Origin of the sequence: Dactylosporangium salmoneum, assembly GCF_039532525.1 — a bacterium.
Classification (GTDB): Bacteria; Actinomycetota; Actinomycetes; order Mycobacteriales; family Micromonosporaceae; genus Dactylosporangium; species Dactylosporangium salmoneum.
This window is the reverse complement of sequence record NZ_BAAARV010000110.1, coordinates 1-17263: the sequence shown is the minus strand read 5'-3', so window position 1 is coordinate 17263 and position 17263 is coordinate 1. Positions and strand designations below refer to the sequence as shown.

The following is a 17263-nucleotide window of genomic DNA, read 5'->3' as shown; positions in this document are numbered from 1 at the left end:
GGATGCGCCGGCATCCGGGCATTCGCCTACTCGGCGTCGGGCTCGTGCGGCTCGTGGCCGCGCTCCCGGAGCCGCTCGATCACCCTTGGCCGGGTCAGCGAGAGCACGTGCGTCTCGATCTCGGCGTCGCGCAGCAGCTGCGCGTAGGTCTCCCGGACCAGCTCGTCGACCTCGGCCGCCGGGGCGCCCGGGAACCGCTCGCACAGGATCTGCGTCTCCCGCCGCAGCGCCGTGTCGATGTCGCCGAGGTGGGCGACCCCATCGTGACCGGTCATGCTGGCACCGTCCTTTCGCGTCGCGTGCCCCCATGTGGTCCCACCGGACATTGCCGTGCGGCCAACGGCGGGGAAACGGACGTTGAACTGGCCGCCGTGTCATCCCGGCGGCCCCGGCCGGAGTCCTGAAGAGCGTGAGAGTTGATGCCAGCTTCACCGACTTCGTCACCGCGAGGTCGACGGCGCTGCTGCGGACCGCCTACCTGCTGACCGGCGACCGCGGGCACGCCGAGGACCTGCTGCAGACGGCCCTGCTGCGCGCGGCCCGGCGGTGGCGCTCGGTGCAGGACGCGCCCGAGGCGTACGTGCGGCGGATCCTCGTCAACCTTTCGCACGACCGGCGGCGGCTGCTGTTCCGCCGGCCCCGCGAGGCCCCGCTGCCGCCCGATCCCGACCTCGTCCGCGGGGCCGACGCCGGGCTGGAGCGGGTCGCCGAGCGCGACAGCGTGGTCGCGGCCCTCGCCGCGCTGCCCGTGCGCCAGCGGCAGGTGATCGTCCTGCGGTACTTCGAGGATCTCTCCGTCGACCAGACCGCCGAGTTGCTGCGGTGCACCCCCGGGACCGTCAAGTCGCACGCGTCCCGCGCGCTGTCCCGGCTGCGCGAACTGCTCGCAGCCGACGAGTCCGAGGAGGTTTCCTGTGTACACCGATGAGGAGTTCGCCGACCGGCTGCGCGGCCGGATGCGCGCCGCCACCGCCGGGGTCGAGGCCGGTCCGGCCCTGGCCGGCGCGGTCCGCCGCCGGCACGCCCGCCAGACCCTTGCCCTGCGCGCGGCGATCGCCCTGCCGCTCGCCGCGGTCGTCGCCACCGCCGGCGCGCTGGCCACGACGGGCGGCGACCATGCCCCGCCCGCCGCCGGGGCCGGCTCCGGCGCCCCGCAGGGCGGCGCCCTGCGCGACGTCGCCTTCGTGACCGCCCAGACCGGGGCGGCGCTGGCCCGCGCCGACGACTACGTCAGGGTCGTCACCTGGAAGGCCGGTGCCGGGGAGACGTGGCGCAGCAGCGTCGACGGCGGGACCCACCGCGAGCGCAAGGACGTCAGCGGCGCGGCCGGGCCGATGCGCTCGATGCTGGCGAGGGGGACGCTCGCCACCGGCGCGTACCTCCTCGTGGTGGACTACCAGCACCGGGCCTGGTGGGACACGGCGACCCCGCCGACCGGCCGGTCCGCCGACGCGGGCGTCGTGCGGCAGCTGATGTGGCCCAACCCGTACGAGGACCCGCGGCACATCCTTGTGCTGCTGGACGCCAAGAGGCTGCGGCTCGTCGGGCCGGAGGCGGTGGGCGGGCACGAGACGCTCCACCTCAGCGCCACCGACGGATCAACGGACCTCTGGGTGGACGGTGCGACCTACCTGCCCGTCCGCCAGACGGGGGCGCTCACCGTCGACTACGAGTGGCTGCCGCGCACGCCGGAGAACCTGGCCCGCTTCGAGCTGGCCGCCCCGGACGGGTTCACCCACCGCGACACGCCGATTGCGTAGCCTTTCGCGGTACCGACGGCATAGGCGCTGTCCGGACGCGGTGTGTCCGGACAGCTCGCGGGCTACCACTCGGCGGGCTCGGTCAGTGCGGCGGTGTCCGCGTCGGGCGGCGGGGCGGCGGCGGGCTTTCGTGGCGGTGCCGGCTGCCAGGAGAAGGCCAGGGAGCCGCCGAGCATGCCGAGGAGCAGCCCGATCAGGAAGCCGCCGAGGTTGGACGTGACCCAGGAGGCAAAGGCCATGAGCAGGGCCAGGATCGAGTAGAACGTGCGGTTCTCCGGGCTGAACCACAGCAGGACCCCGCACAGCAGCATGATGATGGGCACGAGGAAGCCGGCCAGGCCCTGCATGCCGACGTGCACCACCACCGGCAGCGGGGCCTTGACCGTCAGGAAGATCTCCACGGCCGCGACGACGATGAACAGCCCGCCCCAGAAGGGCCGGCTGCGCCGCCAGCGTCGGAAGGAGCGGCGCAACTCAGCAGCCCTCGTCGCTGAAGCTCATGTGCAGGCCGGGCAGGTTGAAGGTGGCGGCCGTGGTGGCGTAGTTGTTCTGCCGCAGGTGCTTGATGTTCACGGTCTCGGCCTGCTGGCCGAAGATGCCGATCCCGCCGGTGGCGCCGGGCACCCGGGTGAGCGTGCTGGCGTCCTGGCCGATGTCGATCGAGGTGAAGCTGGCGTCGCCGGTGATGAGGTCGGAGTCGACGATCAGCTTGGTGGCGGTGACGGGGTGATCGGCGTCGCCCGCGGTCAGCTTCAGGTTCGTCCCGCCGAGGCTGATGCTCTGGCACAGGTTGCTCAGCTTGGCATTGTCGATCGCCGAGACGATGAGGATCAGCTGGCCCCCGGTGTCGCCCTCGTTGGGGCTGCCGGGCTCCATCTGGTCGAGCACCGCGTACTGCTCGAAGCCCGTGCCCTGCAGCTCGTCCGCGGTCACCACGAACGGCAGCCCGGACACCGAGAAGGAGGCGGCGATGACGCCCTGCGCGGTGAGCGCCACGAGGCCGGCGGTGACCGCCGTGGAAATGCCCATCGTCAATGCGAATCGGCGCCAGCGGGTCTTTCCCTGCGGCTGTTCTTCCTGATCTTCGGCCTGGGTCATGGCGAGACCTCCACGCGCTCTACGGACGGCGGCCCCCCGGAAGTTACTCGCGGGTATTGATCAGGTCAACCCCGGCCGCCCGTATTTCACCAATTGAAAACTCCGGCGGTTTCCGATCTATCTCAATAGATCGCCGAGAATGTTTTCTTGACGTTAGATACTCGACGGGTTTACAACTCGTCACAACCCGCCGAAATCCAGCAGGAGGTTCCATGCGCTCCAGACGTGTGTCCGCCGCGGCCGCGGTGATGGCCGCCGGCGTCCTCGCGGTCTTCGGCACCCCCGCAAGTGCCCATCCGGTGGCGGCCGCGAAGCCGACCGGCCTCTACGCCGGGATGGGCAACTGCCCGCTGTCCAGCCCGGTCCTCGCCGACCCGGGCAACCAGCAGGTCGGCTGCGTCGTCTCGGTGACCCGCGGCGGCAGCGTCACCATCGGCTCCACCACGGTCGCGCTCACCCAGCCGATCACGCTGCAGTTCGGCGTGTACTGGCCGGCGAGCGGGCCGACGGTGGAGTTCCCGGACGGCACCGTGGCCAACGTGTTCAGCACCGTGCCGTCCGCCGACGGCAAGACGCTGACCTCGTCGCCGCTGCAGGTCCCCATCCCCGGGCTGGCCAACTTCCTGCCCGGCGTCACCAGCGTGTTCGCCCAGGTCGAGCTGGCCGGGCCGATCACCGAGTTCGTCCCGCTCGCCACCGGCGAGCCCGCCCCGGTGTTCCGCCTGCCGATCAAGCTCCACCTGTTCAACGCGCTCTTCGGGCTGCACTGCTACATCGGCTCGAACAGCAGCCCGATCGTGCTCGGCCCGACCACCGGCACGACCAGCCCGCCGCCGCCCAACGTCCCGATCACCGGCGACTCCGGCGTCATCGACCTCGCCTCGGACCCGAACGGCTTCGGCGCCTTCGTCGTGTCGTTCTCCGGCGCGTCCCTGGTGGACAACAGCCTCAGGGTGCCGGTGGCCGACGGCTGCGGCATCGGCGGCTCGCTGGACTGGGTCATCAACACCGTGTTCGGCCTGCCCGCCGCGGCCGGACACAACGCCGTCGTGTTCAGCCAGACGGACACGTCGCTGGCCGTCGACTCGAGCCTCGACGACCTCAAGAAGGCCATCGCCGCGTCCGCACACTGAACGGCCGCGGAACACCGCACGAGAAAGGCCCCGCCATGCGCAAGTTCTGGACCCTGTCCGCCGCCGCGCTCACCGCGGTCCTGGCGGCCGGGCTCTTCCCCGCCGCGGCGCACGCCGCGACCGTCAACGTGCTGACCCGCGGCAGCGTCGGCGGCCCCAACGTGGCCAACGGCGACGCGGTCGCCGCGCCGCTGAAGACCGGCGCCACGGCCACGTTCTACAGCACGCCGGGCAGCACCAGCTTCATCACGTGCACGGTGTCGAACTTCGGCGCCACCGTGACGAACAACGTGGCCGCGCCGGGCACCGCCGGCGAGTCGCTGACCCTGCAGAACTTCTCGTCGTGTACGCCGACGGGCATCCCGACCGTCACCGCGGTGCAGAGCATCGTGGTGAACAACCTGCCGTACGCCACCACCGTGACCTCGCCGCCGAGCAACCAGGTCACGGTGACCGGCACCACGGCACTACCGATCCAGACGACCATGAAGCTCACGTCGGGCCTGGGCACCATCACCTGCGTCTACCGCGCCGATCTCAACCAGGTGCTGGGCGTGGCGAACAACGTCGGGCAGTCCATCACGTTCACGAACCAGAAGTTCAACCGCTTCTCCGGCCCGTCGGCGTGCTTCCCGAACGGCTACTTCAGCGCCTCCTACGGCCCGGTGGCGGACACCACCGTCGTGGGCGGCCCGCTGGTGTACGTGAACTGAGGCACGCGAACCCACCCGTCGCGGGGTGCGAAGGCGCGGCTCTGTCCTACGTGGACGGGGCCGCGCCCTCGAGCGCGGCGAGGTCGCGCTCGGCGTACAACCGGTGCTCCCACTCCTCGTTGACGACCACCGACAGGCACTCGCGGACCTCGAAGGCGTGCGGCTCCGGCCAGCCCGGCCCCTTCACCGGCTCGGTCCGCCGGCCCAGCGACTCGTCGGTCTGCGCCCAGATCAGCTCGCGCACCCCGGCCGCGCGGTCCCGCCGCACCGCGAGCACCTCGTCCAGCGACGGCCGGACCTCCCGGTCGCGCGGCACGCCCGGCGCGTCCGGCATCTGGTCCCACGGCAGGTCCAGCGGGTGCCACGGCGCCGGATCGCCGAGCACCGCCCGCCGCACCCAGGCGTCGGTGGCGAAGAGCAGGTGCCGCAGCGTCTCGATGAACGACCACTCGCCGCCGACCGACTCGTGCAGCCGCTCCGGCGGCAGCCGGCGGGCCCGCTCGAGCGTGCCGTCCCACAGCCGCTCCAGCGTCTCCCACGCCGTGCGGAACCCCTCCGCGTCGGCCGGGCGCATCAGCCGCCGCTCGGGGTGGCGCCGGTCGAGCTCGGCCTCGACGTACGCCCCGACCTCGACGCCGTTGACGGTCAGGCCGTTGACGTCGCCGGTGATCTCCACCCCGATCAGCTCGCACCCGCGCAGGCGTACCCCGCGCATCAGCGCGCCGCTGACCTCGGCCTCGCTGAGGTCGACGTGCTGGAACCGGGCCCCGCCGAGGTGCACATTGCTGAAGCGCGACCCGCGCAGGTCCGCGTTCTCGAACTCGACCATGCCGACACCGTACCGTCCAACGGTGTCCAGGATCGGCCGCGCGCCGCCGCCCGCGGCCGGACCATGACCCCATGAGACGCTTCGCTGTCGCCGCGCTGGCGCTGCCGGCCCTGCTGGTCGCGCCCGCCCTGCCCGCCCGGGCCGACGTGCCCGACGCCCCCGCCTGCCGGGCCCAGGTCATCCCGTTCAGCCCCGGCTTCACCGCCGTGGTGACCATCGACAACACGACCAGCACGCCGACCAGCGGCTGGACGATCGGCTTCACGCTGCCGGCCGCGGCCACCGTCACCACGGTGTTCAACGGCGCTCTCACCCGCGCCGGCGACCACGGCACGCTGACCCCGCTCGCTTGGTCCGCGGTGATCCTGCCCGGCCACCAGATGTTCGTCGGCCTCGGCGGCTCGGTCACCCCGTTCGCCCCGCCTGAGAGTTTCACGCTCAACGGCCTGCCCTGCCCCGTCCAGTAGCGCCCGGCCAGGTCCTGTTCCCCGGCGCCGGTCTCGCCCGCTGCCGCGGCCTGGCGCCAGGGTCTACCGTGCCCGCATCGACGGCGGCCTGGGACCGGACGCGATCGCCGCGGTGCGCACCGAGGCCGACCTGGCGCGCCTGCTGCGCGGCCTGCGGCGCCGGGAGGCCCGGCGGCGGGCCGGCACCGAGCTGACCTATCGCGAGATCGCCGCCGCGGCCGGGTGGTCGCACGGGATCGTGGGGGAGTACCTCGGCGGCCGGGTGCTGCCCCCGACCGGCCGCTTCGACGACCTCGTGCGCATGCTCGGTGCGTCCCCCGCCGAGCAGGGTGCGCTGGCCACCGCCCGGGACCGGGTCGAGGAGCAGCGCCGCCGGCCCGCGCCGCCCGGGGCGTCCGGCGCCCGGGAGCAGCGCCGTGCGCCCGCACCGCGGCAGCTCCCGCTGGACGTCGGCTGGTTCACCGGCCGCACCGCCCAGCTGGCCGCCCTGGATGCGCTGCTGGTCCCGGCCGGCGACCGCACGGCGCCGCGATTCGCGCTCGTCACCGGCCCGCCCGGCGTGGGCAAGACGGCGCTCGCGGTGCACTGGGGCCACCGGGCGGCGGCCCAATTCCCGGCCGGGCAGCTCTACGCCGACCTGTGCGGGTTCGCCCCCGGCCCGCCGGTCGACCCGGCCGACGTGCTGGCCGCGTTCCTGCGCGCCCTCGGCGAGCCGGTCGCGGCGATCGGCGCCGGACTGGCCGAACGGTCCGCCCAGTTCCGCAGCCGCGTCGCCGACCGGCCCGTGCTCATCGTGCTGGACAACGCCGCCACCGCCGACCAGGTCCGCCCGCTGCTGCCCGGCACCCGTTCCTGCGCCGCCCTGGTCACCAGCCGCGACGCACTCGACGGACTGGTCGCCCGCGAGGGCGCCCGGCGGGTGCGCCTCGCGCCGCTGGACCGTGCCGACTCGGTCGCCCTGGTCCGCCGGGTCGCCGCTGGCCGGCCCGTGCCGGACGCCGACGCGCTGGCCGGGCGCTGCGGCGGGCTGCCGCTGGCGCTGCGGATCGCCGTGGAGTGCGGGCCGGGCGCGTGGGAGGAGTCGGCCGGCGACCTGTTCTCCTGGTCGGTGCGCCGCCTCGGCCCGGCGGCCGCCCGGGCGTTCGGCCTGCTGGGCCGGCACCCGGGCCGCTCCTTCGACGCGGGCGCGCTCGCCGCGCTGGCCGGCACCCCGGCCGCTACCGCCCGCGCTGCGCTGCGCGAGCTCGCCCGGGCCCACCTCGTCGAGCCGCTGGACGACGACTGGTACGGCATGCACGACCTCGTCCGCGCCTACGCCGCGAGCCGTGCCGATGCGGCCGCGGCGCCATTGGCCCGTCTCGCCGACCATTACGTGCGCACCGCGTCGGCCGCGGTGCGGACCATGTACCCGCACGACTCGGCCCTGCCCCGCGGCCCCGTTGCCCCTCACGGTCCGGCGTTGGCCGGTGGTCCGGCGTTGCCCGGTGGTCCGGCTTTGGCCAGCGGTCCGGCTTGTTCCTATGGCTCGGCGGCCGGGTCGGGCCCGCCGCCGCCCGGCCCGGACGCGGCGCTGGCCTGGCTGGACCGGGAGAGGCCCGCGCTCGTCGCCGTCGCCACCGGCGGGCTGCGCTCCGTGGACCTGTCCCGCATCCTGTGGCGGTACCTCGAGGTCGGCGCCCACTACCGCGACGCCCTCGCCGTGCATGCGGCCGCCGCGGCCGACGGCGACGACCCCGAGGTGCTGAGCCACCTCGGCGCCGCCCACTGGTGGCTGGGCCGCCCCGACGAGGCCCGGGCCTGGTTCGACCGCTCCCTCGCCGGCTACCGGCTGGCCGGCGACCCGCGTGGCGAGGCCCGCGCCCGGGCCCGGCTCGCCCTGGTGCACGAGCGGCTGGGCGATTACCCCTCGTCGGCGGCCGCGCTGCGGGCGGCCCTGGCGCTGTACCGTGCGCTCGGCGACCGGCACGGCGAGGGCGCTCAACTGCTCAACCTCGGCATCGTCCAGCGCCGCCGCGGCCGGCTGGCCCGCGCGGCCGCCCACCACCGGCGCGCGGCGGCACTCTTCGAGGGGCTCGGCGACGCGCGGCTGCACGGGTACGCCTTGGGCAACCTCGGCGCGGTGGAGAGCCTGGCCGGCCGGCACGAGCGGGCCGTGGCCCATCTGCGGCGGTCCCTCGAGCATTGCCTGGCCGCCGGCGACCGGGGCGGCGAGGGCAGCGCTCGCTGCGCCCTGGGGGCGGCGCTGCGCCGGTCGGGCCGGGCGGCCCAGTCGATCCCGTACCTGCGCCAGGCCCTGTACATCGGCCGCGACACCGCCGAGCTGGCCCTGGAGGTCGAGGCCCGCAACGCGCTCGGCGACGCGCTGCACGCGTTGGGCCGCCCCGACGCGGCCTGGCGGTCGTACGCCGCTGCGCTGGCCCTGGCCGAGCGGGTCGGCGACCGCTACGAGCAGGCCTGCGCGCTGCATGGCCAGTCCGCCGTGGCCGGGGACCCGCTGCTGCGCCGCCGCGCGGCCGCACTGTTCGTCCGCCTGGGCGTCCCGAACCCGGCCCGGCTCGGCCGTCCCACCGGTCCCGGATCAGCTCGCGGCGCTGTCAGAGGGTGATGACAACCTTTGCGCGGGCGTGGTCGATTTCGAGGTACCGCACCGCCTCCGCCGCCCGGTCCAGCGGGAAGGTCCGGTCGACGGCCGGCGTGATCTCGCCCGCCTCCAGGTGCTCCCGCAGCGTGGCCAGGCTCTGCGGGCTCGGCGGCACGTTCGACAGCGGCACGATGCGCTTGTCGCGCAGCCGGGCCGCGTTCGCCCGGATGACGAGCGACATCGGGCCGACGAGGCTGGGCCGGCCGCCGCCGGACACCCCGCCGCCGGCGATCACCAGGCGGCCGTCCGCGGCCAGCGCCCGCCGGCACGCCCGCAGGGAGCGGTTGCCGACGAGGTCGAGCAGCACGTCGTAGCGGTGGCCGGAGCGGGTGAAGTCCTCCCGCGTGTAGTCCACGACGTGGTCGGCGCCGAGCTCGGCGACCAGTTCGGCGTTGCGGGTGCTGCACACGCCGGTCACGGTCGCGCCGAACACCTTTGCCAGCTGGACCGCGAACGTGCCGACCCCGCCGGAGGCGCCGTTGACGAGCACGTGCTGCCCCGGCCGCACCTTTCCGGCGTCGCGCAGCGCGGCCAGCGCCGTGGTCCCGGCGAGCGGGACGGCGGCGGCCTGGGCGAAGGTGAGCCCGGCGGGCTTGCGAGCAAGGTTGCCGAGGGGCACGCGGGCGTACTCCGCGAACGCCCCGTCGTCCTCGCGGAGGTCGCCGTAGACCTCGTCTCCGGGCGCGTACGTGGTGACGCCGGGCCCGACGGCCTCGACCACCCCCGCGAAGTCGCTGCCGCGGACGGTTCGTTTCGGCCCGGTCCACCCGAAGTCGGACGGCATCGCGAGCCGGGCCAGCATGGGGTCGCCGCGCATGATGTGCCAGTCGCGGGCGTTGACGGCGGCGGCGCGGACCCGCACCAGCACCTCGCCCGCGGCGGGCGAGGGCCGGTCGATGTCACGCAGCCGGAGCGTCTCCGATGAGCCGTACCGTTCCTGAACGATCGCCTTCATGCCATCGATGGTGGGCGGGCCCGGGCGGCGAAACCTCCGCCGAAGGACCGGAGCCATTGCGCACCTTCGGCGGCCGAAAGTCCGAGCCGGTCCCGGGAGCCCTTCAGGCCCGGGGGAGGACCGCCGTGACCGTCCAGCCTCGCACCGGGCCGGGGCCGGCCTCGCAGGTGCCGCCGACCAGCCCGGCCCGCTCGATCATGCCGACCAGCCCGAAGCCGCCCGAGCCCGCGGCCCGGGCCGGCGTGGCCTCGCCGTCGTCGGTCACCCGCAGCCGCACCGACGACTCGTCCGCCTCGACGCTGACCTCGATCCGGCTCGCGTTGCGGGCGTGCCGGCGGGCGTTGGTCACCGACTCCTGGGCCAGGCGGTAGATCGCTGTGCCGATGGGCGCCGGCAGGTCGTCGACGTCGCCCTCGACCACCACGTCGACCACCGGTCCGAGCCGCTGCCGCCCGGCCAGGTCGTGCAGGTCGGTGACGCGCGGCGTCGGGGTCAGCCCGGCCGGCTCGTCGGCCCGCAGGACCCGCACGATGCCGCGCATCTCGGCCAGGGCCCGCGACGCCTCGGCCTCGATGAGGCGCAGCGCGTCGGTCGCCGCGTCCGGGTTCACCGGCGCGGTGGCCAGGCCGGCCTGGGCCCGGATGATCATCGCCGATACGTGGTGGGCGACGGTGTCGTGCAGGTCGCGGGCGAGCCGCTCGCGCTCCAGCAGCTTCACCTGGTCCAGCTCCCGCTGCCGGGCCCTGAACCGGTACCGCACGGCGAGGCCGAGCGCGGTGACCGCGAACAGGATCCCGAACCCGCCGATCGTGTCGGTCCACCCGGTGTGGCCCATGAGCAGCGAGAAGCCCAGTTTCGCGACGATGATCGCGCTGCCGATGACGATCTGGCGGCCACCGCCCCAGCGCGTCATCGCGTAGGCGAGGAACACCACGAACACGAACGCGTTGAGGCCCAGGTCGTGCCCGGTGACCAGGGGGCCGAGGCCGCACACCGCGAACGCGGCCCCGACCGCGGCGAGGGGATGGGTCCGCCGCCACAGCAGCGTCGGCACCACGGCGAGGGCGGCGGCGCCGGCGAACCAGCGCCACGGCAGATCCGGCCGGGTCAGCACCTCGCAGACGACGGCCACCGCGAAACCACCGAAGAGGACCCAGTCGCGCCACACCCTGCGGGGCGGGTCGGCCGGGCTCGGCTCGTCCCACACGGAGCGCAGCAGACCGGGCATCCGCTCCATCGTATGGTCCGCCCCGCCGCACCGGATCCGACCAAAGTACGACGGCGGGGTTCTGGGGTGTTTGTACCAAATCCTGCCCGTAGGCACGATTGTCGCCGGCGCCATCGTGGCGAGAACCCTGTGTCATCGCCATTCTGTGGCCTTTGGGTCGGTTTTGTCGTATTAGCCTGAACGCGTGGGCGGATACCACCTCGGCATCGACTTCGGCACGGCGCGCACCGCCGCGGTGCTGGCCCGGCCCGACGGGCGGCGCGAGCAGCTGCTGCTCGAGCCGTCCGCGGTGTGCCTGGACAACGCCCCGCATTTCGTCGCCGGCTTCGACGCCGTCGAGGCCGGCGCGGCCAACCCGGACCGCTTCGAGCCCTACCCGCGCCGCACCATCGACCGGGGCGCGGTCGTGCTCGGCGGGGTCGAGTGCCCGGTGCGCAGCCTGTTCGCCGCGGTGCTCGCGCACGTCGCGGCGGCCGCGCGGCGGGTCGCCGGCGGCCCGCTCGCCAGCGTCGCGCTCGCTCACCCCGCCGGCTGGCACCGGCCGCAGACCGCCGTGCTGGAGAAGGCGGCCGCATTCGTCGGCCTCCGCCCGCTGCGCCTGGTGCCGGAGCCCGTCGCCGCCGCGCTGCACGCCGACGAGACCGGCGCCCTGCCGCTGCGCGACGGCGCCTCGGTCGTGGTCGTCGACCTCGGCTCCGGTTCGGTCGACGCCGCCGTCGTGCTGCGGTCCGGCCGCACCTGCGGCGTGCTGTCCACCACCACCGTCTCCGACGCCGGCGGCCTGGCCCTCGACTCGGCCATCCTGGCCCACCTCGGCTCGACCTTCGCCCGCCGCAAGGTCTCCCGCTGGAGCCCCGACCGGGACCTGCTGGAGGGCGCCCGCGAGGGCCGCGAGGAGCTGACGGTCGCCAAGTCGGCGGTCATCCCCGTGCCCTGGTCGGCCTCCGGCATGGCGCTCACCCGCACCCAGTTCGAGGAGCTCGCCCGCCCGCCGCTGCAGCGGGCCATGCAGGCCACCGCCTCGATGCTGGCCGCCGCGGGCGTGTCCGACCTGGCCGGCGTGCTGCTCACCGGCGGCCTCGCGCACACCCCGCTCGTCATCGAGCTGCTGGTCGAGACGCTCGGCCTGCTGCCGGTGCACCTGGACGGGCTGATCGTCGCCGAGGGCGCCCTGCTGGCCGAGCCGTCGCCGGTGCCGAAGCGCCCCCGGTACGCCCCCGAGCCGTCGCCCGCGGCCTCCGCGCCCGAGAAGGACTTCTGGGCCGCGCTGCAGGCCCCGCCCGCGACCGAGCGCCCGGCCCCCACCGCCTCCCGGGGGCGGCCGCTGTTCCAGGCGCAGCCACGGCCGGAGCCGGAGGACCCGTGGGAGGCGCTGCGCCGTCAGGTGGCGGAGCCCTCGCCCGCGTCGCCGGCCCGCCCTCGGACGACCAACGCCCCCGCCGCGCCGGTCGCTCCCAAGGTCGTGGCGCCGGGCGGGCCGGTTCGCACCGGGTCGGCTCCCGTGGCGCCGCCGCCGGTCGCGCCGCCGCCCGTGGCCCCCCCGCCCGCGGTCGCGACCGCGCAGCCCCGGCAGGTACAGCTGGAGGCCTGGGAGGTACGGGCCGAGCTCTGGACGCTGGAGCAGGACAAGCCGTGGAGGTTCGAGAAGGAGCTCAACGCCATCCGGATGGAGTGCCGGGCGGCCGAGGCCGAGTACCGCGTGATGAAGGCCGACCTCTTCGCCACCGCGCGCGCGATCGTCGAGCTGCGCAGCGAGATGGACCTGGCCTCGACCGACCTGACCGCGGCCGAGACGGGCCTGCGGGTGTCGGGCGCGGAGCTGGACGAGTTCGAGGCCGAGCTCGACCTGATGGTGACCAAGTTCCGCACCCTGCTCCCGCTCCCGGAACCGCCGCCCGCCCCCGAGCCCGTCCTGGCGGCACCCCCGATGCCGGCACCGGCCTCGGAACCCGCCCCGCAGCCGGAACCCGCCCCGCAGCCGAAACCCGCCCCGCAGCCGGAACCCGCCCCGCAGCCGGAACCCGTGCCGGAGCCGAAACTTGCCGCGGAACCGGAAGTCGCGGATGAGCCGGAGACGGTTTCCGAGCCGGAACCCGCCGCGAAGCCGCAGCCCACTTCGGAACCAGAGCCTGAGCCCGAGCCGGAGCCGGAGCTCGCGTTCGAGCCTGAGCCTGAGCCGGAATCCGGGGTCGAGCCCGAGCCCGAGCCGCAACCACAGCCTTCGCGGTCGGCCGAGACCGAGAGCGCCGGGTTCGTGCCGTGGACGGCCGTGTTCGAGCACGAGGCGGTGGAGGAGCCCGACGTCCTCGCCCGCCTCCGGGTGATCACGGAGGACCCGGCGCAGGAGGAGGACCCGATCGAGTCCGAGCAGGACACCGGCCAATCCCAGGAGGCCCGGACCCGGAAGGGCGAGGCCGAAGCGGAGCCGCCGCAGCGCGAAGAGCCCAGGCGGGCCGAGCCGGAGGACGTCGAGGACTTCGGCGCGCTCGTACGGGTCGTGCGCCGCTACATGCAGTCCGCCCGCCGCGGCTCCGTGGCCGAGCGCGAGCTCTACGGCGACGAGGACGACCCGTACGGCGACCCGGGTGCCGAGCCGCCGCTGTCCGACGTGGCGGTCTCGCCCGCCCCGAAGTTCCCCGCGCCCAAGCTGACCCTCGCCGACCGCTCCCATCAGTCCGCCGTCCGGGAGCGGCAGCAGCGCGGGTCGCGGTGGCGGCGGGCCAGGACCCGTACCAAGCCGGAGCCCAACGCGCCGCGGCCGCACCGGCGCGCCCGCATGAGCCCGGCGGCCGGCGCGGCGATCACGCTGTTCGTCGCGCTGGTCACGCTCGGCGGCGGCACGCTGGTCGCGCTCAAGCTGTCCGGGTCGCTTCCCGAGCGGGAGTTCGAGGTGGGGGAGTGCGTGGCGCAGACGGCCGACCGCGCGAAGGTGGTCGACTGCGGCGCCCGCGGCGCGTTCGAGATCACCAAGCAGGTGCCTCGCGCGGACGGCTGCCCGGACATGAACCAGCCGTTCGTCATCAAGGGCGAGGCCCTGTACTGCCTGGTTCCGGTCCAGCCGCGACGCCCGTGACGCACCCCTTGCCGCGACGTGCGGCCGTGGCGCCGTGACGCACCCCTTGCCGCGGCGTGCGGCCGGGCGCCATGGTCCGTGTGCCGAACTGATTCGACGCCTCGGCCGCCGGCACCCGCACCGGGATGTTCTCAGGTGGGAGGAGGAGACTCGTGCAATGGCAGTGACCATCGCGGACGTGGCCAAGCACGCCGGGGTGTCGCGCAGCACGGTCTCCTATGTGCTCAGCGGCAACCGGTCCATTTCCGCCGGGACGATCGCCCGGGTCGAGGCGAGCATCGCGGCGCTGCAGTTCCGCCCGCACGCCGGCGCCCGCTCGATCCGGACCAAGCGCACGGGCGTCATCGCCATGGCGCTGCCGCTGGTGCACGGTCCGCACAACCAGGTCCAGATGCCGTACGTGTGGGCGACCCTCACCGCCGCCCAGGACGCCGGCCTCAAGCTGCTCATGCTGACCGACGACGACGGCATGTCGGCGATCCGTGACGCCGTGGGCACCTCGCTGGTCGACGGCGTGATCCTCATGGAGGTACAGCAAAAGGATCCCCGGGCCAAGCTGCTGCGCTCGCTCAAGTGCCCCGCCGTGCTGGTCGGCACGCCGGACAACCCGTACGGCCTGCCGTACGTGGACTTCGACTTCGCCGCCTGCGGGCGCGCGTCCGCCGAGTACCTGCTGGAGCGGGGGCACCGGCACGTCGGGTTCCTCGGCCAGCACCCGGAGACCTACCGCCGCGGCGCGGCCTACGCCGTGCACGCCCGCGACGGGGCGCTCGAGGCGCTGCGCGAGCAGGGCGCCGTGGCCACCTGGACGTCCTGCCTGCCCTCGGCCGGCGAGGTGGTCGATGCGCTGCGCGAGCTGCTCGACCACGACCCGGACATCAGCGGCATGGTCGTCTACAACGAGTGGGCGCTGCCGCTGGTCGCCGACCGGCTCGCGGGGCTGGGCCGGTCCGACGTCGACATCGTCGCCATCTGCCCCGACGATGCCGTCGACCGGCTCGCGACGCCGGTCACCTCGGTGTCGCTACCCGTCGAGGAACTCGCCCGCACCGCGGTGCGGCGCCTCGCCGGGCTGCTCAACAACGAGGTCCAGCCCTCCGCCACGATGCTGGGCCCCGTCCTCAAGGTTCGCTGAACCACCCCTCCCGGATTGTCGAACCAGTTCGACGATCCGGGGAGATCCTCGTGGGCGAGGCCCCTGCTGGGAGCCGCCCGGCAACGCGTCGGGCGGCGATGTGAGCTGGCGCGCTACGGTACGGTTCTCTCGATCGCGGCCGGCCCGAGCTCGTCGAGTTCGGCCTGAGCCCGCTTGATGTTCTTCGGCGTCGGGTCGCGGCCCTTCGCCTTGGCGAGGTCCTCCGCGGTCCACGCCTGGTCTGCCCCGGTGCGTGCGTCGTGCCGGCCGGCCGCGTCCACAGTACGGGCCGCGGCCGGCGTTCCGGAGATGATCGGCTCGTTGTCGTCCATGCCGCCTGCCCTACCCGCCTTCACCCCGGCTAAGCCTGCGCGACGGCCTGCCGGAGCACGCCCCGGCCACGAACGTCGCGGGGTTCAGCGTGCCGCGGTCGATCCCCGGCCGGAGTAGGCCATCTGCCATGGAGCCAACCTGGAGCAGGCAGCCCGCCCCTGGGATGTCTCCTCAGGGGCGGGCCGGCCCGCGTCGCTGCGACCTCAGCGGCGTCCGCGGCTCGGGCTCGGGTTGGGGCCCGGGGCGGACGGCGGCGGGTTCGACGGGCCCGGGTTCTGTCCCGGATCCGTGGGCACGACCGGGGTGCTCGGCATCGGCGAGACGCCAGTGCCGACGTCCTTGCTGCCGGTGTGCCGTGCCGGCCGGAACGAGATCTTCGGCTGGTTCACCTTGGCCAGCGCCGAGTCCAGGAACCGGGCCCAGATCGGGCCGGGCCCCTTACCGCCGATCATGTTGACGCCCTTGCTGTCCTTGATCGCCTTCTCGTCGCCCTTGTTGCCGATCCACACCGCGGCGGCCAGGCCCCGCGCGTTCTTGCTCGGGTCGTACGGGACGTAGCCACCCATCCAGGCGTGCGCGTTGCCCTGCGAGGTGGTGTTGCCCAGCTGCCACGTGCCGGTCTTGCCCGCCAGTTGGTAGCCGTGCGGGGAGTTCAGTTTGTAGTGGTCCGGCACGCCCCGCAGCACGTTGGTCATGTCGTCGGCCATCTCCTCGGTGAAGCCCGGGATGCGCTTCGGGTTGATCACCTCGGCGTAGGTCTTCTTGCCGTCCTGCCACACCTCCTTGAGGAAGTGCGTCTGGACCGCCGCGCCCCGGGCGGCGAAGGTGGCCAGTCCGCCGGCGTGCTCGAGGACCGTGATGGGGTACTGCCCGAAGCCCACCTCGTTGCCGAAGTACTTCGAGACCGCGGCCCCATCGTTCTTGACCAGGTCGATGCGCTGCGGCAGCTGCTGGCCCTGGATTGTGGCCCACATGTCGGTGATCCCGGCCGCCCGCGCGGTGTTGATGACGCGCGCCGGAGTCACCTCCATGGTGATCGCGTAGAACGGCACGTTGAGCGACTGGACGGTGATTTCGTCGAGCCTGCACCACTTGCCCGAGCCGGAATCGCACTTGGGCTCCAGGCCCTCGGTCGCGTTCTTGACCTGGTTTCCCAGTGCCTTGGTCCGGCCCGGGAAGTCCTGCGGCATGCCGTCCCAGTAGGAGTCGGTGCGGTAACCGGCCATGAGCGCGGTGGCGAGGGTATAGACCTTGAACGTCGAGCCCGGCGGGTGGCCGCCGCAGCAGCTCTCCTTGCCGTCGCCCAGCACCGGGTCCTTGTAGTACCCGGCGTAGTCGCCGCCGCTGCCGTCGTCGCCGCCGTAGTAGGCCTTCACACCGCCCGTGCCCGGCTCGACCGCGACCAGCGCGGCCTGCAGGTTCGGCGGCATGGGGTTCATCAGCGAGTCCTTGTTGCGGCTGGCCTCGCGCACCGCGATCGGCTGGATGTCCTTGTCGATCGTGGTGACGATCTTCAGGCCGCCGTTGCGGATCTTGTCGAAGTTCTTCTTGCCGTCCGCGTCGGTGTCCTCGTACAGCAGCGCGCCGGTCTTCGGGTCGGTCAGCGCCGCGACCTCACCCAGCACGTGGTGGATGATCAGACCCTCGGGCCTCTTGAGGTTCTGCGACCCGACGGCGTTGGCCCGCGCCTCGGCCGGCGTGATGACCTTGTCCGGGTACTTCATCTTGACCGGCGCGTCGGCCTCAGAGCAGAAGTTGAGCTTCAGCATCTGATCCTTGATGTAGTCGAACCGGCCCGTTGCCTGCTTCTTGTCGATGTTCGGGTCGAACGGACTGCCCTTGCCGCTGCCCTCGGGGTTCTTGATCAGCCCGGCCAGGACCATGCCCTCGGCCATGCT

The 17263-nt window shown here is 73.9% G+C and carries 16 protein-coding genes; 8 read left to right on the top strand and 8 right to left on the bottom strand.

The genetic code is table 11. The features are described 5' to 3' along the window. Window positions 1-26 precede the first annotated feature (26 nt). Window positions 27-275, bottom strand: a complete 249-nt coding sequence (locus tag ABD352_RS50065) for a three-helix bundle dimerization domain-containing protein (RefSeq protein WP_344619730.1) — start codon at window positions 273-275, stop codon at window positions 27-29. 125 nt (window positions 276-400) lie between these two features. On the opposite strand from ABD352_RS50065, the gene ABD352_RS50060 reads away from it, so the two are divergent. Together ABD352_RS50060 and ABD352_RS50055 are read left to right on the top strand one after the other, a co-directional pair. Further along, on the top strand, window positions 401-928 hold the full coding sequence (locus tag ABD352_RS50060) for a SigE family RNA polymerase sigma factor (RefSeq protein ID WP_344619772.1): 528 nt from the start codon (window positions 401-403) through the stop codon (window positions 926-928). Then, a complete protein-coding gene (locus ABD352_RS50055; protein WP_344619729.1) occupies window positions 915-1760 on the top strand; it encodes a hypothetical protein in 846 nt (281 codons plus the stop codon). Before ABD352_RS50060 ends, ABD352_RS50055 begins: the two co-directional genes overlap by 14 nt. Before the next feature lie 62 nt (window positions 1761-1822). Here the strand turns inward: ABD352_RS50055 and ABD352_RS50050 are convergent, their stop codons facing one another. Beyond that, window positions 1823-2233 carry a DUF6114 domain-containing protein gene (locus tag ABD352_RS50050; protein WP_344619728.1) on the bottom strand — a complete coding sequence of 137 codons (411 nt, stop codon included), beginning with the start codon at window positions 2231-2233 and terminating at the stop codon, window positions 1823-1825. A gap of 1 nt (window position 2234) precedes the next feature. Beyond that, the gene (locus tag ABD352_RS50045; protein WP_344619727.1) at window positions 2235-2858 is read right to left on the bottom strand and encodes a DUF6230 family protein; all 624 of its coding nucleotides are present in this window, start codon (window positions 2856-2858) and stop codon (window positions 2235-2237) included. A 212-nt stretch (window positions 2859-3070) separates the two neighbouring features. On the opposite strand from ABD352_RS50045, the gene ABD352_RS50040 reads away from it, so the two are divergent. Together ABD352_RS50040 and ABD352_RS50035 are read left to right on the top strand one after the other, a co-directional pair. After that, window positions 3071-3991: a hypothetical protein gene (locus tag ABD352_RS50040; protein ID WP_344619726.1), complete on the top strand. Its 921-nt coding sequence runs from the start codon at window positions 3071-3073 to the stop codon at window positions 3989-3991. Window positions 3992-4026: 35 nt separating this feature from the next. Then, on the top strand, window positions 4027-4704 hold the full coding sequence (locus tag ABD352_RS50035) for a Tat pathway signal sequence domain protein (protein WP_344619725.1): 678 nt from the start codon (window positions 4027-4029) through the stop codon (window positions 4702-4704). Window positions 4705-4750: 46 nt separating this feature from the next. On the opposite strand, the gene ABD352_RS50030 is transcribed toward ABD352_RS50035, so the two are convergent. Further along, a complete protein-coding gene (locus tag ABD352_RS50030; RefSeq protein ID WP_344619724.1) occupies window positions 4751-5533 on the bottom strand; it encodes a DinB family protein in 783 nt (260 codons plus the stop codon). 71 nt (window positions 5534-5604) lie between these two features. On the opposite strand from ABD352_RS50030, the gene ABD352_RS50025 reads away from it, so the two are divergent. Together ABD352_RS50025 and ABD352_RS50020 are read left to right on the top strand one after the other, a co-directional pair. After that, a complete protein-coding gene (locus tag ABD352_RS50025; protein WP_344619723.1) occupies window positions 5605-6000 on the top strand; it encodes a cellulose binding domain-containing protein in 396 nt (131 codons plus the stop codon). A gap of 112 nt (window positions 6001-6112) precedes the next feature. Beyond that, window positions 6113-8605: an ATP-binding protein gene (locus tag ABD352_RS50020; protein ID WP_344619722.1), complete on the top strand. Its 2493-nt coding sequence runs from the start codon at window positions 6113-6115 to the stop codon at window positions 8603-8605. Here ABD352_RS50020 and ABD352_RS50015 read toward each other — a convergent pair. Beyond that, on the bottom strand, window positions 8595-9596 hold the full coding sequence (locus tag ABD352_RS50015; protein WP_344619721.1) for an NAD(P)-dependent alcohol dehydrogenase: 1002 nt from the start codon (window positions 9594-9596) through the stop codon (window positions 8595-8597). The two genes, ABD352_RS50020 and ABD352_RS50015, sit on opposite strands and share 11 nt — an antisense overlap. A 103-nt stretch (window positions 9597-9699) precedes the next feature. Continuing rightward, window positions 9700-10824: a sensor histidine kinase gene (locus ABD352_RS50010; RefSeq protein ID WP_344619720.1), complete on the bottom strand. Its 1125-nt coding sequence runs from the start codon at window positions 10822-10824 to the stop codon at window positions 9700-9702. Window positions 10825-11008: 184 nt separating this feature from the next. On the opposite strand from ABD352_RS50010, the gene ABD352_RS50005 reads away from it, so the two are divergent. Both ABD352_RS50005 and ABD352_RS50000 read left to right on the top strand, forming a co-directional pair. Beyond that, window positions 11009-13897, top strand: coding sequence for an Hsp70 family protein (locus ABD352_RS50005; RefSeq protein WP_344619719.1), 2889 nt, complete (start codon window positions 11009-11011; stop codon window positions 13895-13897). 157 nt (window positions 13898-14054) lie between these two features. Next, window positions 14055-15032, top strand: a complete 978-nt coding sequence (locus ABD352_RS50000; protein ID WP_344619718.1) for a LacI family DNA-binding transcriptional regulator — start codon at window positions 14055-14057, stop codon at window positions 15030-15032. Between the two features lie 113 nt (window positions 15033-15145). Here ABD352_RS50000 and ABD352_RS49995 read toward each other — a convergent pair whose 3' ends face one another. Both ABD352_RS49995 and ABD352_RS49990 read right to left on the bottom strand, forming a co-directional pair. Next, window positions 15146-15364 carry a hypothetical protein gene (locus tag ABD352_RS49995; RefSeq protein WP_344619717.1) on the bottom strand — a complete coding sequence of 73 codons (219 nt, stop codon included), beginning with the start codon at window positions 15362-15364 and terminating at the stop codon, window positions 15146-15148. Between the two features lie 204 nt (window positions 15365-15568). After that, window positions 15569-17263: penicillin-binding transpeptidase domain-containing protein (locus ABD352_RS49990; protein WP_344619716.1), on the bottom strand; the 1695-nt coding region annotated here is incomplete at its 5' end.